Source organism: Streptomyces sp. NPDC001750 (assembly GCF_042892615.1).
GTDB lineage: Bacteria > Actinomycetota > Actinomycetes > Streptomycetales > Streptomycetaceae > Streptomyces.
Genome location: NZ_JBIAUE010000002.1, coordinates 574,953 through 589,662, shown reverse-complemented (window position 1 = coordinate 589,662; position 14,710 = coordinate 574,953). Strand labels below are relative to the sequence as shown.

13 protein-coding genes and 1 riboswitch are annotated in these 14,710 nt (G+C 71.7%); of the genes, 8 read left to right on the top strand and 5 right to left on the bottom strand.

The features are described from left to right. The first annotated feature begins 279 nt into the window (after positions 1 to 279). From ACFYY6_RS05890 to ACFYY6_RS05860, 7 genes are all read left to right on the top strand, one after another. Positions 280 to 936: a sigma-70 family RNA polymerase sigma factor gene (locus tag ACFYY6_RS05890; RefSeq protein WP_199883115.1), complete on the top strand. Its 657-nt coding sequence runs from the start codon at positions 280 to 282 to the stop codon at positions 934 to 936. Further along, on the top strand, positions 933 to 1,253 hold the full coding sequence (gene rsrA / locus ACFYY6_RS05885) for a mycothiol system anti-sigma-R factor (RefSeq protein ID WP_073781858.1): 321 nt from the start codon (positions 933 to 935) through the stop codon (positions 1,251 to 1,253). Before ACFYY6_RS05890 ends, rsrA begins: the two co-directional genes overlap by 4 nt. Positions 1,254 to 1,396: 143 nt before the next feature. After that, positions 1,397 to 2,902, top strand: coding sequence for an HD-GYP domain-containing protein (locus ACFYY6_RS05880; RefSeq protein WP_386607059.1), 1,506 nt, complete (start codon positions 1,397 to 1,399; stop codon positions 2,900 to 2,902). Continuing rightward, a complete protein-coding gene (locus ACFYY6_RS05875; RefSeq protein ID WP_389191812.1) occupies positions 2,896 to 4,203 on the top strand; it encodes an HD-GYP domain-containing protein in 1,308 nt (435 codons plus the stop codon). The genes ACFYY6_RS05880 and ACFYY6_RS05875 overlap by 7 nt, the downstream gene beginning before the upstream one ends. 96 nt (positions 4,204 to 4,299) lie before the next feature. Continuing rightward, positions 4,300 to 5,292, top strand: a complete 993-nt coding sequence (locus tag ACFYY6_RS05870; RefSeq protein ID WP_351520315.1) for a hypothetical protein — start codon at positions 4,300 to 4,302, stop codon at positions 5,290 to 5,292. A 115-nt stretch (positions 5,293 to 5,407) separates the two neighbouring features. Further along, the gene (gene def / locus ACFYY6_RS05865; RefSeq protein WP_389191809.1) at positions 5,408 to 6,046 is read left to right on the top strand and encodes a peptide deformylase; all 639 of its coding nucleotides are present in this window, start codon (positions 5,408 to 5,410) and stop codon (positions 6,044 to 6,046) included. A gap of 187 nt (positions 6,047 to 6,233) precedes the next feature. Further along, entirely contained in the window at positions 6,234 to 6,971 is a 738-nt protein-coding gene (locus ACFYY6_RS05860; protein ID WP_389191806.1) for a D-Ala-D-Ala carboxypeptidase family metallohydrolase, read from the top strand. Positions 6,972 to 6,990: 19 nt separating this feature from the next. On the opposite strand, the gene ACFYY6_RS05855 is transcribed toward ACFYY6_RS05860, so the two are convergent. Continuing rightward, on the bottom strand, positions 6,991 to 7,950 hold the full coding sequence (locus tag ACFYY6_RS05855) for a helix-turn-helix domain-containing protein (RefSeq protein ID WP_351520319.1): 960 nt from the start codon (positions 7,948 to 7,950) through the stop codon (positions 6,991 to 6,993). 81 nt (positions 7,951 to 8,031) lie between these two features. On the opposite strand from ACFYY6_RS05855, the gene ACFYY6_RS05850 reads away from it, so the two are divergent. Continuing rightward, positions 8,032 to 8,244, top strand: a complete 213-nt coding sequence (locus tag ACFYY6_RS05850) for a hypothetical protein (protein ID WP_351631992.1) — start codon at positions 8,032 to 8,034, stop codon at positions 8,242 to 8,244. 30 nt (positions 8,245 to 8,274) lie between these two features. On the opposite strand, the gene ACFYY6_RS05845 is transcribed toward ACFYY6_RS05850, so the two are convergent. The 4 genes from ACFYY6_RS05845 to ACFYY6_RS05830 form a co-directional block, all read right to left on the bottom strand. Continuing rightward, entirely contained in the window at positions 8,275 to 9,312 is a 1,038-nt protein-coding gene (locus ACFYY6_RS05845) for a ribonucleotide-diphosphate reductase subunit beta (protein WP_351520322.1), read from the bottom strand. Next, complete coding sequence (locus tag ACFYY6_RS05840; protein WP_388648222.1) at positions 9,312 to 11,759, bottom strand: ribonucleoside-diphosphate reductase subunit alpha; 2,448 nt, start codon at positions 11,757 to 11,759, stop codon at positions 9,312 to 9,314. The genes ACFYY6_RS05845 and ACFYY6_RS05840 overlap by 1 nt, the downstream gene beginning before the upstream one ends. Positions 11,760 to 11,919: 160 nt before the next feature. Beyond that, a riboswitch (cobalamin riboswitch) is annotated at positions 11,920 to 12,001 on the bottom strand. Between the two features lie 399 nt (positions 12,002 to 12,400). After that, positions 12,401 to 14,050, bottom strand: a complete 1,650-nt coding sequence (gene mctP / locus ACFYY6_RS05835) for a monocarboxylate uptake permease MctP (RefSeq protein WP_351520324.1) — start codon at positions 14,048 to 14,050, stop codon at positions 12,401 to 12,403. After that, the gene (locus ACFYY6_RS05830) at positions 14,047 to 14,322 is read right to left on the bottom strand and encodes a DUF3311 domain-containing protein (RefSeq protein WP_351520325.1); all 276 of its coding nucleotides are present in this window, start codon (positions 14,320 to 14,322) and stop codon (positions 14,047 to 14,049) included. Before ACFYY6_RS05830 ends, mctP begins: the two co-directional genes overlap by 4 nt. Between the last annotated feature and the right edge of the window lie 388 nt (positions 14,323 to 14,710).

Sequence of the window (14,710 nt, the reverse complement as noted above, 5' to 3'; positions counted from 1 at the left end):
GACCCCGTGAGAACCCGGGAATGTTGAGCCAGGGGCGGCTGTTGTCGGTGACATCGGTACATCAACGTCGTTTGTGGAGAGGGAGTCCGTCGCATGGGTTCGACCATCTGCCCACGTCGCTCGAACGCCGCTGACCTGGAGTGGACGGTTCTGCACGCGGCGAGGACCGCTCCGGAACGCCCGCTGAGCGGCTCGGAACGACAGCCCGTCCCCGGGCAGGGTCGACTATTCTCCGATTCGAGCGGGTCCGGTTTCGGCTCCGCCCCAGCGTTGGAGGAGGTGGGTCCGGTCACTGGGACCGACACAGGTACCGACGACGGCCGCGCGCCGGAGACGGCCGCCGAGCGCAACGCGCGCTTCGAGCGGGACGCTCTCGGTTACCTCGACCAGATGTACTCGGCCGCGCTGCGCATGACGCGCAACCCCGCGGACGCCGAGGACCTGGTCCAGGAGACGTACGCCAAGGCGTACGGATCCTTCCACCAGTTCCGTGAGGGCACCAACCTCAAGGCGTGGATGTACCGCATCCTCACCAACACGTTCATCAACTCGTACCGCAAGAAGCAGCGCGAACCCCAGCGCAGCGCCGCCGAGGAGATCGAGGACTGGCAGCTGGCGCGCGCCGAGTCGCACATGTCGACGGGGCTGCGCTCCGCGGAGTCGCAGGCGCTCGACCACCTGCCGGACTCCGACGTGAAGGCCGCTCTCCAGGCGATTCCCGAAGAGTTCCGCATCGCCGTGTATCTCGCCGATGTCGAGGGCTTTGCCTACAAGGAGATCGCGGACATCATGGGGACTCCCATCGGTACGGTGATGTCCCGACTGCACCGGGGCCGCCGCCAGTTGCGCGGCATGCTGGAGGACTACGCCCGTGAGCGCGGGCTCGTCCCGGCCGGTGCCGGAGGGTCGGACGATCGGAAAGGCTCGGGCTCATGAGCTGCGGAGAGCCGCATGAGACGGACTGCTCAGAGGTCCTCGATCATCTCTACGAGTTCCTCGATCACGAGATGCCCGACAGCGACTGCACCAAGTTCGAGGTCCACTTCGAGGAGTGCTCCCCGTGCCTGGAGAAGTACGGCCTGGAGCAGGCGGTGAAGAAGCTGGTGAAGCGCTGCTGCGGCCAGGACGACGTACCGAGCGACCTGCGGTCCAAGGTGATGGGCCGGATCGAGCTGATCCGCTCGGGCCAGGTCGTCCCGGAGCAGGACGTGACGTCCCCGGGGACCGACCGGCCGACCGCTGCCAAGGAGTGACGTCCGGCCGCTTCTGGGGCCGAACGATCGTCGGCCCGAACAGCATCACCCGAATGTGCTAATCGGCTTCATTGCCGCTCGGCAGGACGCGCGACTCGCTAGCGTGACGCCTCCATCGATGGAGCTGAGGGGCGGCGGGGCGGGTGGCAGCCACACGCGGGACGACACGCGCCTACATCGGGACGGCCGCGGCCGTCGCCCTGACGTGCGGGCTTCCCGCCTTGCGGCCGGGGGCCGGGACACCGTGGGCCACCCTTGGACTGCTCACCGGCCTCTACCTCGTCTGTGAACTGCCGGGGCGCTGGCCATTCCTGGGCTCCGTGCCGATCAGCGCCGGATCGTTCTTCCCGCTGCTGCTGGCCGGGGCCTTTCTGCTGCCACCCGCGGCGGCGGCCCTGGTCGCCGTCCCCGGCTCGCTGGTCGGCCGGGCGGAGGATCCGCCCGCCACGGCCCGGCGCGTCTGGCGGGCCGCGCAGCTCGCCCTCACGGTCTGGGTGGCCTCGACCGTCCACGTCCTGCTCGGCGGCCGGGCCGCGCTCGGCGGCACCGCAGCCGACGGCGACCGGCTCCCCGACTTCCCGTACGCCCTCGTGCCGGCCTGCGCCGCCGCCCTGGTCTTCAGCCTCGTGCTGACCGTGCTGGACGGTTCGATCCTGGCCGTGGCCGAACGGGTGCCGGTCCGGCACGCCTGGAGCGGACTGCTGTCCCGCGCGCTGGGGCCGCACCTGGTGCACGGGCTCGCCGGACTGATGATGGCCGTGCTGTGGCGCGGCCCGTACGGACCGCCCTCCGCCCTCATCGTGCTGTTGCCGATGTACATCTCGTGCTGGGTCTTCGCCCAGTCCCACCGTGAGCACGCCGCCCACCGCGCCACCATCCGGGCACTGGTGCAGGCCGTCGACATCAAGGACACCTACACCCGGGGCCACAGCGAGCGGGTGGGCCACGCGTCCGTCCTCATCGCCCGTGAACTGGGCATGGACCGGGGCCGCCTGGAAGTCCTGCGGTTCGCCGGCATCCTGCACGACGTCGGCAAGCTCGGTGTGCCGACCCGGGTGCTCCGCAAGGACGGACCGCTCACCCCGCAGGAGCGGCGGGTGATCGAACTGCATCCGGAGTACGGGCACGAGATCGTCCGGGGGATCGGCTTCCTCGGCGAGGCGCGGGCCGCGATCCTGCACCACCACGAACGGCTGGACGGCAGCGGATATCCGTACGGTCTCAGCGGGCGGGAGATCCCCGAGTTCGCCCGGGTCGTCGCGGTGGCCGACGCCTTCGACGCGATGACGTCGACCCGGTCCTACCGGCGCGGACGGCCGGTGCACGCGGCGCTCGCGGAACTGAAGCGGTGCGCGGGCACGCAGTTCGACCCGCGGATGGTGCGGGCGCTGGTGCGCGCCCTGGACCGGCACGGCTGGCCGGGGACCCCGTCGGTGACGGCGGACGAGACCGTTCCGCGGCCCCGGAGCGCCGGGGCGGAGGCCCCCGGCACGGGCGACGCCGGAACGCCGCTTCCGCCCTCCCCGAGGGACGGAACGGACGCGCGATACAGGCCGGACGGGCCGCGTGCACCGGAACGGCCCGGTGCGCCCCACGGGGAGGCACCCGCCGTCCCCGGTCCGCCACGGACCGCGGACCGTACGTGGTGATCCGCGCCCGCGTCCGGCCCGGCGCCCGGCCCGGCGCGGTGCCGCTCGCCGTCCGCGCCGCCGCCGGGCTCCTGGCCCTCGGTGGGCTCGGCCACACCCTCTGGGCCGGCGTCCACGACCCCGGCACCGCCCTCGCCTTCGGGCTGCTGATCGCCGTCGGCGAGCTGGCCCGCTGGGGCGCGCTGCCCGGCGAGCGCGAGCCCGCACCGCTCGGGGCCGCGGGCGCGCTGGCGTACGCCCTCCTCGGCCGGGTCGGCGGCGAACCGGCCGGGCACGACGTCCTCCAGGTGATCGCCGTGCTCCTCGCGGCGCAGCTCGTCGCCTGCGTGCCGCATCTGGCGCGCGGCAGCGCGCCGACGCCCGACCGGGTCGCCCGCCGCGTCCTGACCGTCGCCTTCGCCGCCATGTGCTTCCAACCGCTGTACGGCTCGGCGCACACCGCGGGCCGGTTCGGCGAGGGGCCGTACCACGTGCTCCTCCCGCTGCTGCTCCTCGTCCTGACCGGGCTGTGCGACGCCGTGCTCGCCGCCCTGCTGGCGCGCTCGCGGTCCGTCCCGCACGGCCGCCGGGGCACGGTCGGAGCCCCCGCGCCCTACGGGCCGCTGCTCCGCGACGAGCTTCGGGGGCTCGTCGGCATCGGCTCGGCGGTCTGCGCGACCGGTGTCGTGATGGCCCTCGGGGTCGCGGTCGCCGGGCTGTGGGCGCTGCCGGTGCTGTGCGTGCCGCTGCTGCTGACGCAGGTCGCGTTCCGCAGGTTCGTCGCGGTGCGCACCACCTACCGGCAGACGATCACCTCGCTCGCGCGCTCCACCGAGATCGCCGGACACACCCGGCCGGGGCACGCCCGCAGGGTCGCGGAGCTCTCCGTCGCCGTCGGCCGCGAGCTGGGCCTGTCCGGGAACCGGCTGCTGGTGCTGGAGTACGCGGCCCTGATGCACGACATCGGCCAGCTCTCGCTCGTCGATCCGGTCCCGGACGGGGCCACCGCCACCCTGCCCGCCGCCGAGCAGCGCCGCATCGCGCTGCTCGGCGGGGCGGTCGTCCGGCAGACCGGGGTGGACGGAGAGGTGGCGGTCGTGGTGGAACGGCAGGCCGACCCGTACCGCGAGCAGCCGCTGTCCGCCAGGATCGTCCGGGCGGTCAACGCATACGACGACCTGTCCGGGGAAGGTCTCATCGGGCCGCTCGGCGCGCTGGAACAACTCAGGCTGGGTACCGGGCACGACTACCAGCCCGAGGTCGTGGAATCGCTGGCCCGTGTTCTGGCCCGGGGCGGTCTGGTTCCCGTCCCGTCCGGGTAACCCATGGGTAATGAGCGGGCGTCCGGCCCGGCATGGTTGGATGCGAAGAGAGAGCGGAAAACGAGGGCGTGCTCTCACTCGGGACGGGCGGGAATCGTGAGGATCTTCGGGAAGGTACGGCATCGGCCCTCCGCCTCTTGGCGGCAGGCCACGGACCGCGCGTTCACGCTGATCGGCGACGGCCGGTACGAGGACGCGGGCGCGCTGCTGACACGCGCGGCGGACCTGGAGCCCTGGCTCTCGGAGTCGTGGTTCAACCTGGCACTGCTGCACAAGTTCCGGCACGACTGGGAACAGGCGAGGGCCGCCGGCCTGAGGGCCGTCGCGCTGCTCGACAAGGACTCCGGCGCTCCCGACTGGTGGAACGTCGGGATTGCCGCCACCGCGCTCCAGGACTGGCCGCTGGCGCGCCGCGCCTGGCAGGCGTACGGCCTGAAGGTGCCGGGTGGCGGCCAGCACACGTCTGCGGCGGGCAGCGAGCCCGTCGGCATGGAGCTGGGCAGCGCCGCGGTACGGCTGTCGCCGGAGGGCGAGGCCGAGGTGGTGTGGGGGCGCAGGCTCGATCCGGCCAGGATGGAGGTGCTCTCCATCCCGCTGCCGTCGTCCGGCCGCCGCTGGGGCGAGGTCGTCCTCCACGACGGCGTGCCGAACGGGGAGCGGGTGACCGCCGCCGGGCCCGCGTACCCGGTCTTCGACGAGATCGAGCTGTGGGCGCCGTCGCCCGTTCCCACCTGGGTGGTGCTGCTGGAGGCGGCCACGGAGGCGGACCGGGACGCGCTGGAGCGCCTGGCGTCCGACGCCGGGTTCGCCGCGGAGGACTGGTCGTCGTCGGTGCGCCTGCTGTGCCGGGCCTGCTCGGAGAGCCGGATGGAGAGCGACGAGGGCGACGGCGAGCACCTGGACCCGCACGACCACAGCGAGCCGGGGCACCCGGGCCCGCTGGGGCACCGCACGGCCGGTGAGCTGTGGGTGCCGGAGCGGGAGTGCGGGATAGCGGCCCCGGCCGGGCTGGTGCGCGGGCTGCTGGACGGCTGGGTCGCGGACAGCCCGGACAGCCGCGAGTGGCGGGATCTCGAAGAAGTCTGCTGACCGGTGCCCGTAGGCTGTACGGGCACCGTCGCGGTGCCCGGGTGCTCGGGGCCCGGACGCCACGGATGGTTTCGGATGCCCGGTTTGAGGTTTTTGAGGAAGGCGTACGGCGGACATGGCGCAGCAGGAGACGGACGAGCGGATCAGCGCCGACGACGAGGAATTCGTCGTCGACACCGAGGACTGCGAGGAGCGTGAGACGGCGCATCGCGAGCGCGGCACCTCCCGTCCGATCACGGTCGTGGGCAACCCGGTGCTGCACAAGGAGTGCAAGGACGTCACCGAGTTCGACGACGACCTGGCCCGGCTGATCGACGACATGTTCGCCAGCCAGCGGACCGCGGAGGGCGTGGGCCTGGCCGCCAACCAGATCGGCGTCGACCTGAAGGTCTTCGTCTACGACTGCCCCGACGACGAGGGCGTGCGGCACGTGGGTGCCGTCTGCAACCCCGTGCTGGAGGAGCTGGCGCCCGAGGACCGGGTGCTGGACGACTCCAACGAGGGCTGCCTCTCCGTGCCCACGGTGTACGCCCCGCTGGCCCGCCCGGACTACGCGGTGGTCCGGGGACAGGACGCCAAGGGCAACCCGATCAAGGTGCGGGGCACCGGCTACTTCGCCCGTTGCCTGCAGCACGAGACGGACCACCTGTACGGATACCTGTACATCGACCGGCTGTCCAAGCGCGACCGCAAGGACGCGCTGCGGCAGATGGCGGAGGGCACGCCGCGCTACGAGACCGTGCCGAACGACTGAGAGCGCTGATCGCGGTCCACCGGTGGGCCCGGCTCCTCCCGCTCGCGGAGGAGTCGGGCCCACCGCGTTCCGCGCTCACCGGGTCGTCAACTTCCTGTAACTCAAGGGTGGTTGACGCGCGTCGACTCCTCCGACAGGCTCTCTCACCACATCCTCATCATGCCTTCGCGGCGACAGGGAGCCCTTCATGTTCAGACGCACCGCACGACTCCTGCTCGGACTTGTCATGACCATGGCTTTCTTGTGGGGTGGGGCCGTGGTCACCGCGGGCACCGCGCAGGCGGACGGCTGCTACACCTGGACCCGCACACTGTCCCCGGGCGCCACCGGCAACGACGTCGTCCAGCTCCAGATCCGGGTGGCCGGCTACCCCGGGTACAACTCCGTACTCGCCATCGACGGCTCCTACGGCCCGGCGACCACCGCCGCCGTCAAGCGCTTCCAGGCCGCCTACGGCCTGGCGGCCGACGGCATCGCGGGCCCGGCCACCCAGGCCAAGATCTACGAGCTCCAGGACAACGACTGCACCCCGGCCCACTTCACGTACGCCGAACTCAACCAGTGCAACACCACCTGGGCGGGCGGTGCCGTGGCGGCGGGCACGGCGAAGGCGAACGCGCTGAGCACCATGTGGAAGCTGGAGGCGCTGCGGCACGCGCTCGGTGACCAGTCGATCCGGGTCACCAGCGGCTTCCGGTCCCAGACCTGCAACTGCGCGGTCGGGGGCGCGGCCAACAGCCGTCACATGTACGGGGACGCGGCAGATCTCGGCGCGGGGCCGCACTCCCTGTGCACCCTCGCCAAGCAGGCCCGCAACCACGGCTTCAACGGGATCCTCGGCCCGGGCTACCCGGGCCACGGCGACCACATCCACGTCAACCAGGGCCCCAGCCACTACTGGTCGGCCCCGAACTGCGGCGTCTGACACCCGGCCCCGGCCCGGGTCAGGCGGCCGAACCGCGGAAGGTGCGGCGATAGGCGTGCGGAGTGGTGCCCAGCGACCGGACGAACTGATGGCGCAGCGCCGCCGCCGTCCCGAACCCGGTGCGCCCGGCGATCGTGTCCACGGTCTCGTCGGACGTCTCCAGCAGGTGCTGGGCCAGCAGCACCCGCTGGCGCAGCAGCCAGCGGTACGGCGTCGTGCCGGTCTCCTGCTGGAAGCGGCGGGCGAAGGTGCGCGGTGACATGTGCGCCTGCGCCGCCAGTTGGTCGACCGTCATCTCCTGGTCGAGGTGGCGCTCCATCCACACCAGCGTCTCCCCGACCGTGTCGCAGCGGGTGCGCGGCAACGGCCGCTCTATGTACTGCGCCTGGCCGCCGTCCCGGTGGGGCGGCACCACCATGCGGCGGGCGATCGCGTTGGCGGTGTCGGAGCCGTACGCCTGCCGGACCAGGTGCAGGCAGGCGTCGATCCCGGCCGCCGTGCCCGCCGAGGTGACGACCGGGCCGGCGTCCACGTACAGCACGTCGGGCTCGACGACGGCGCGTGGAAAGCGCCGGGCGAGCTGGTCGGTATGGCGCCAGTGGGTGGTGCAGCGGCGGCCGTCCAGCAGCCCGGCCGCACCGAGGACGAACGCGCCGGAGCAGACGCTCAGCACCCGCGCGCCCCGGCCCACGGCCCGGCGCAGGGCGTCGAGGACCTCCTCGGGGTAGTCCCGGCCGCCGGAGTCGCCGGAGGCCGGCACGGCGATGAGATCCGCCTCCTCCAGCCGGTCGAGGCCGTACGGGGTGCCGATCGTGAACCCGGCGTGCGTCCGCAGCGCCGGGCCCTCGGCGGACACCACGGCGAAATCGTGGACCGGAAGGCCCTCGGCACTGCGGTCGAGGCCGAAGACCTCGCACAGCACCCCCAGTTCGAAGGGGTGGACCTCGTCGAGCAGCAGAGCGGCGACGTTGTTCAGCATCCCACCAGTGTGGCAGCAAATCGATGGTGCATGGCAGTCCTGCCACTGCCGGAGAGCGGGCGCGCGGACGAGAGTGGAGCCATGAACACGCTCCTGGACATCCTTGGCATTTCCGCTCTCATCGTTCTCTTCCTGCTGCCCACCCTGGCCGGACTCGCCCGGGAACGCCGCATCGACCGCGAGCTGCGGGAGGCGGAACGGGGCCGCGCGGAGGCGCCGCCGGGAACGGCGGACGCCGCGCGGCCCGTCACGGCCGCGCGGCGCCCCCACCTCAGAAGCTGGGCCCGGGTCTAGGACTGGTCCGGACCCTTCCGGATCAGGGGGTCAGAAGTCCTCGTCGAGGTCGACCGAGCCCTCCACCGCCACCTGGTACGCGGACGGCCGGCGCTCGAAGAAGTTCGTCAGCTCCTGCACGCCCTGGAGCTCCATGAACGAGAACGGGTTCTCGGAGCCGTAGACCGTCGGGAAGCCGAGGCGCGCCAGCCGCTGGTCGGCCACGCACTCCAGGTACTGCCGCATGGACTCCGTGTTCATGCCGGGCAGGCCGTCACCGCACAGGTCGCGGCCGAACTGCAGCTCCGCCGCCACGGCCTCCTTCAGCATGTCGGTCACCTGCTGCTGGAGCTCGTCGTCGAAGAGGTCCGGCTCCTCCTTGCGGACGGTGTCCACGACGTCGAACGCGAAGCTCATGTGCATCGTCTCGTCACGGAACACCCAGTTGGTGCCCGTGGCGAGACCGTGCAGCAGTCCCCGCGAACGGAACCAGTAGACGTACGCGAACGCGCCGTAGAAGAACAGGCCCTCGATGCACGCCGCGAAGCAGATCAGGTTCAGCAGGAAGCGGCGGCGGTCCGCCTTCGTCTCCAGCCGCTCGATCTTCTCCACCCCTCCTTGCCCGTCCAGGGCGGCCATCCACTTGAAGCAGAACTCGGCCTTCTCACGGATCGACGGGATGTTCTCGACCGCCGCGAACGCCGCCGCGCGGTCGTCCGGGTCGGGCAGGTAGGTGTCCAGCAGCGTCAGATAGAACTGGACGTGCACGGCCTCCTCGAACAGCTGACGGCTCAGGTACAGCCGCGCCTCGGGGGAGTTGATGTGCTTGTAGAGCGTGAGGACGAGGTTGTTCGCGACGATCGAGTCACCCGTCGCGAAGAACGCGACCAGCCGGCCGATCATGTGCTGCTCGCCCGGCGAGAGCTTCGCGAGGTCGGCGACGTCCGAGTGGAGGTCGACCTCCTCGACGGTCCAGGTGTTCTTGATCGCGTCCCGGTAGCGCTCGTAGAAGTCCGGGTAGCGCATGGGGCGCAGGGTCAGTTCGAAGCCCGGGTCGAGCAGGTTCTTCCCGGAGTTGGTGTCGGTCATTACTGGCAGGCCTCGCAGGACTCGGGGTTTTCCAGGGAGCAGGCGATCGCGTCCGCGTCGAGGACCGGAGCCTGCTGGGCGGGGACGGGGGCGCTCGCCGCGGTACGGCCGGAGGCGGCGCGGGCGATCCGGGTGGCCGGGCGCGAGCGCAGGTAGTACGTCGTCTTCAGCCCCTTCTTCCAGGCGTACGCGTACATCGAGGAGAGCTTGCCGATGGTCGGCGTCTCCATGAAGAGGTTCAGCGACTGGCTCTGGTCGAGGAACGGGGTACGGGCCGCGGCCATGTCGATCAGGCCGCGCTGCGGGATCTCCCACGCGGTGCGGTACAGCGTCCGCACGTCCTCGGGGATCCAGGCGAAGCCCTGTACCGAGCCGTTCGCCTCGCGCAGCGCCTCGCGGGTCCGCGCGTCCCACACGCCCAGCCGCTTCAGGTCGTCCACCAGGTACGCGTTGACCTGGAGGAACTCACCGCTGAGCGTCTCGCGCTTGAAGAGGTTGGAGACCTGCGGCTCGATGCACTCGTACACGCCCGCGATCGAGGCGATCGTCGCCGTCGGCGCGATGGCGAGCAGCAGCGAGTTGCGCATGCCGGTCCTCGCGACCCGGGCGCGCAGCGCCTCCCAGCGCTCCGGCCAGTTCGGCTCGGTGGCGTAGTGGTCGGGGTGCAGCACGCCGCGAGCGGCCCGCGTCCGCTCCCAGGCGGGCAGCGGACCCGACCGTTCCGCGAGGTCGCAGGACGCCTCGTACGCGGCCAGCATGATCCGCTCGGAGATCCGCGTGGACAGCGCGCGGGCCTCCGCGGAGTCGAACGGCAGCCGCAGCTGGAAGAAGACGTCCTGGAGGCCCATGGCGCCCAGGCCCACCGGGCGCCACTTGGCGTTGGAGCGGGCGGCCTGCTCGGTCGGGTAGAAGTTGATGTCGACGACCCGGTCGAGGAAGGTCACGGCGGTGCGGACGGTGGCGTCCAGCCGCTCCCAGTCGATGTCCCCGCCCGTGACGAACGCGCCGAGGTTGACCGAGCCCAGGTTGCAGACGGCCGTCTCGCCGTCGTCGGTGACCTCCAGGATCTCGGTGCACAGGTTCGACGAGTGGACGACACGGCCCGGCTCGGCGGTCTGGTTCGCGGTACGGTTGGCGGCGTCCTTGAACGTCATCCAGCCCTGGCCGGTCTGCGCGAGGGTGCGCATCATCCGTCCGTACAGCTCCCGGGCCGGCAGCGTCTTGCGGGCCAGCCCCTTCGCCTCGGCGGCCCGGTACGCGGCGTCGAACTCCTCGCCCCACAGGTCGACCAGCCCGGGCACGTCGGACGGGGAGAACAGCGACCACTCGCCGTCCGCGTCGACCCGGCGCATGAACTCGTCGGGGATCCAGTGCGCGAGGTTCAGGTTGTGCGTACGGCGGGCGTCCTCGCCGGTGTTGTCGCGCAGCTCCAGGAACTCCTCGATGTCCGCGTGCCAGGTCTCCAGGTAGACGGCGGCCGCGCCCTTGCGACGGCCGCCCTGGTTGACCGCCGCCACGGAGGCGTCGAGCGTCTTCAGGAACGGCACGATCCCGTTCGAGTGCCCGTTGGTGCCCCGGATCAGCGAACCGCGGGCCCGGATGCGGGAGTACGGCAGACCGATGCCGCCCGCGTGCTTGGAGAGGCGCGCCACCTGGTGGTAGCGGTCGTAGATCGAGTCGAGTTCGTCGAGCGGGGAGTCCAGCAGATAGCAGGACGACATCTGCGGGTGCCGGGTACCGGAGTTGAACAGCGTGGGGGAGGAGGGGAGGTAGTCGAGCCGGCTCATCAGTCCGTACAGCGCCGCGACCTCGTCCACGGCACGCGGGGAGTCGTCCTCGGCGAGCCCGGACGCCACCCGCAGCATGAAGTGCTGCGGGGTCTCGACGACCTGACGGGTGTGCGGGTGGCGCAGCAGGTAGCGGCTGTGCAGGGTGCGCAGCCCGAAGTAGCCGAACCGGTCGTCGGCGCCGTCGGCGAGGGAACGTTCGACCAGCGCGTCCAGGGTGGCGGCGTGCGCCTGGACGAACGCGGCGGTGCGGTCCGCGATCAGGCCCTCGCGGTGGCCGACGGCGACGGACGCGGAGAAGGAGACCGCGCCCTGCCCCGCCGCCTCATCCGCGATGGCGCGGGTCAGCAGCCGGGCGGCGAGCCGGGAGTATGCGGGGTCCTCGGAGATCAGCCCCGCGGCGGCCTCGGTCGCCAGCGCCCGCAACTCGGCCTCGTCCGCCCGGGCGCTGCGCCCGCGCAGCGCGGCGGCGGCCACCCGGCCGGGGTCGGTGTCGGGCAGGTCGACGGTGAGGGCGGTCAGGGTCCGCAGCAGCGCGGTCCCGGGCTCGTCGTGTGCGGTACCGGGCCCGTCGTGTGCGGTTCCCCCGGACTCGGCCGCCTCGGACACGGTCGCTTCGGACACGGCGACTGAGGCCGGATCGGCTGGCGCGATGGTCACGCGGTGCTCTCCCTCGCTCGGCTCGGGGCCGGCGGGGGAGTGGGGCGGCCGGGCAGGCCGGGCCCGGGGCGGGGCAGCGCTGCGTACGGCGTCCACCGGCCCATCCGCGAGGCCCGGACGTCTGGCATCCGGATCGGTCGAACCGGATGCGCTGTCGACAGGTCATCGGACTCGCTCGGGACTGCGCAAAAGCGCACCGAACATACCGTTGCGGGACAGTTCCGGATTCGCACCGGATTCCCCTGCGACGACAGCGAGCATGAGCATACATGTGGGGGCCGCTCGATGCGGCAGCCCCCACATGTTGTGTCGATCGGTGCGGGCCGGAACCGTGGATCGCGTTCTGCGGGCCTTTCGGGAGGCGGTCGACGGGCCGTCGCGGCCCCTCCGGAAAGGGGCGCGACGGCCCGTCCTGGGGCCTTGTGGGCGGGTCGCCGGAGCGACGCGCGGCGGCCGGGCGGGCCGCCCGTTCCCGAGCGCCGGAGCGTCCCGGGACGGGCCGGTGGCCGCCCCGTCCCGGGGCCGCGGGGGCGGGCGGCGGTCGCGCGTTCAGAAAACGCCGGGGGCCGGTGGCCGACCCGTTCCTGACGCGCGGGGAGCGGTCGGCGACCGCCCGCTGCGAGCCGTGGAAGCAGTCGTCCTCAGTGGCCGCCGCCCGGCGTCGCCGCCGCGCTCGGGGGCTCGGGCACGGCCGGCGGCAGCTCCACCCGGACGCCCGGGTCGCCCGCGTCCGCCGTGTAGTCGGCCGGGGAGGTCTCGTCGACGCCGGCGGGCGCCTTCACCGCGTTCAGGACGATCGTCAGCACCACCGTCACCGCCACGTTCAGCAGGAACGCCGTCAGGCCGATGTAACCGATCTCACCGATGCCGGGGATCTTCGCGGACGATCCGCCGAAGTGGGCCTGGGTCGGGCCGGCGACCCCGTACGCGGCGACCGTCCCGTACACCATGCCGACCGCCCAGCCCGCGAGCAGTGCCCAGCGGTGGAACCAGCGGGTGAACAGGCCGCCGACCAGGGCCGGCATGGTCTGGAGGATCCAGATCCCGCCCAGCAGCTGGAAGTTGATCGCGACCGTCTTGTCCATGGTGAGGACGAAGGCCAGCGCCCCGACCTTCACCAGCAGCGACACCAGCTTGGAGACCTTGGTCTCCTCCTGCGGGGTCGCGTCCGGTTTCAGGAAGTCCTTGTAGATGTTGCGGGTGAAGAGGTTCGCCGCCGCGATCGACATGATCGCGGCGGGCACCAGCGCGCCGATGCCGATGGCGGCGAACGCGACGCCCGCGAACCAGTCGGGGAACATGCTCTCGAACAGCTGCGGAATGGCCAGCTGCCCGTTCTCCACCTTGATCCCGGCGGCGATCGCCATGAAGCCGAGGAGCGCCAGCATGCCCAGCATCAACGAGTACAGCGGCAGGATCGTGGTGTTGCGCCGGATCACATCACGGCTGCGGCTGGAGAGCGTCGCCGTGATCGAGTGCGGATACATGAAGAGCGCCAGCGCAGAGCCCAACGCGAGGGTGGCGTAAGCCCATTGGGTCGCCTCGCCGGGTGCCAGGGCGCCGGTCGGCTTCCCGCCGGGCGGGCCGGCGAACTTCTCCTGGGCGGCGGCGAAGATGTCGTGGAACCCGCCCAGCTTGATCGGGATGTAGACGATCGCCACCACGATGACCAGGTAGATCAGGCCGTCCTTGACGAACGCGATCAGCGCGGGGGCCCGCAGCCCCGACGAGTAGGTGTACGCGGCGAGCACCGCGAACGCGAGCAGCAGCGGCAGGTCCTTGACGAACCAGTGCGTGTTCTCGCCGCCGCCGACGCCCATCACGTCCAGCACCGCCTGGATGCCGACGAGTTGCAGCGCGATGTAGGGCATCGTGGCGAGGATGCCGGTGACGGCGACCGCCAGCGACAGCCCCTTCGAGCCGAAGCGCCCGCGGACGAAGTCGGACGTCGTCACGTATCCGTGCCGGTGCGAGACCGACCACAACCGGGGCAGGAAGGTGAAGATCAGCGGATACACCAGGATCGTGTACGGCACGGCGAAGAAGCCCGCCGCGCCCGCCGTGTAGATCGCCGCGGGAACGGCGACGAAGGTGTACGCGGTGTACAGGTCGCCACCGAGCAGGAACCAGGTGACCCAGGTGCCGAACGACCGTCCGCCCAGGCCCCATTCGTCGAGGCTGGCCTCGTTCTCGGCCCGGCGCCAGCGTGCCGCCAGGAAGCCCATGACCGTGACGGCCGCGAAGAAGAAGACGAAGACGCCGAGCGCGACGCCGTTCACACCGTCCTTCACGCCTGGTCACCCCCCTTGCGGGCGCGCTGGTCGCGCTGCCACAGCTTGTGGGCGACGGCCGTGAGCGCGGTGGAGATCAGCACCCAGAGCATCTGGTACCAGTAGAAGAACGGAATACCGATGAAGGCGGGATCCACCTTCGCGTACGAACTCACCCAGAGCATCGCGACGAACGGCGCGACGAGACAGAGGGCGATGACCACCCGCACCGGCGTGATCGCGGGCGGCCTCCGGTCCGGGCTTGCGGACACGTCCTTCGGACTTGCTGTCATGCGGCGACTCCGTCCCCTCGCTGATCACCTGCTGCGACGCGCAGGAAATCTAGGGGAGGGATTCGGTCACCGTCACCCCCTGACCGCATTTCCGCCCGGAATCGGTTCCGCGGCTGGGTGCGCATATTCGGAATATGGTCAGACGTACGGGAGTTGAGGGCGTGCGACATGCGAACCGCCCCGTGGCGGCGCGTTCCACGGGGGCGGTCGGGAGGGCCGGGCGGCCCGGCGGGACCGTGAGGACGGGCAGGGCCGGACGGGACGGCCCATCGGACGAGCCGGTCGCGCGGTGCGTGGCCCCGGCGGGCGCTCGCGCACGGACCCGTTCGCCGACCGGGACACGCGCAGACCGTCGAACCACCCGGTGGACGCCCGCGCTCGGGACCGT

Excerpts from the sequence above, each read along its gene's own strand:
- ACFYY6_RS05850 (WP_351631992.1), top strand. The coding sequence starts at position 8,032 with ATGAACACGCTCCTGGACATCCTTGGCATTTCCGCTCTCATCGTTCTC.
- ACFYY6_RS05855 (WP_351520319.1), bottom strand. The coding sequence starts at position 7,950 with ATGCTGAACAACGTCGCCGCTCTGCTGCTCGACGAGGTCCACCCCTTC.
- def (WP_389191809.1), top strand. The coding sequence starts at position 5,408 with ATGGCGCAGCAGGAGACGGACGAGCGGATCAGCGCCGACGACGAGGAA.
- ACFYY6_RS05830 (WP_351520325.1), bottom strand. The coding sequence starts at position 14,322 with ATGACAGCAAGTCCGAAGGACGTGTCCGCAAGCCCGGACCGGAGGCCG.
- ACFYY6_RS05845 (WP_351520322.1), bottom strand. The coding sequence starts at position 9,312 with ATGACCGACACCAACTCCGGGAAGAACCTGCTCGACCCGGGCTTCGAA.
- rsrA (WP_073781858.1), top strand. The coding sequence starts at position 933 with ATGAGCTGCGGAGAGCCGCATGAGACGGACTGCTCAGAGGTCCTCGAT.
- ACFYY6_RS05860 (WP_389191806.1), top strand. The coding sequence starts at position 6,234 with ATGTTCAGACGCACCGCACGACTCCTGCTCGGACTTGTCATGACCATG.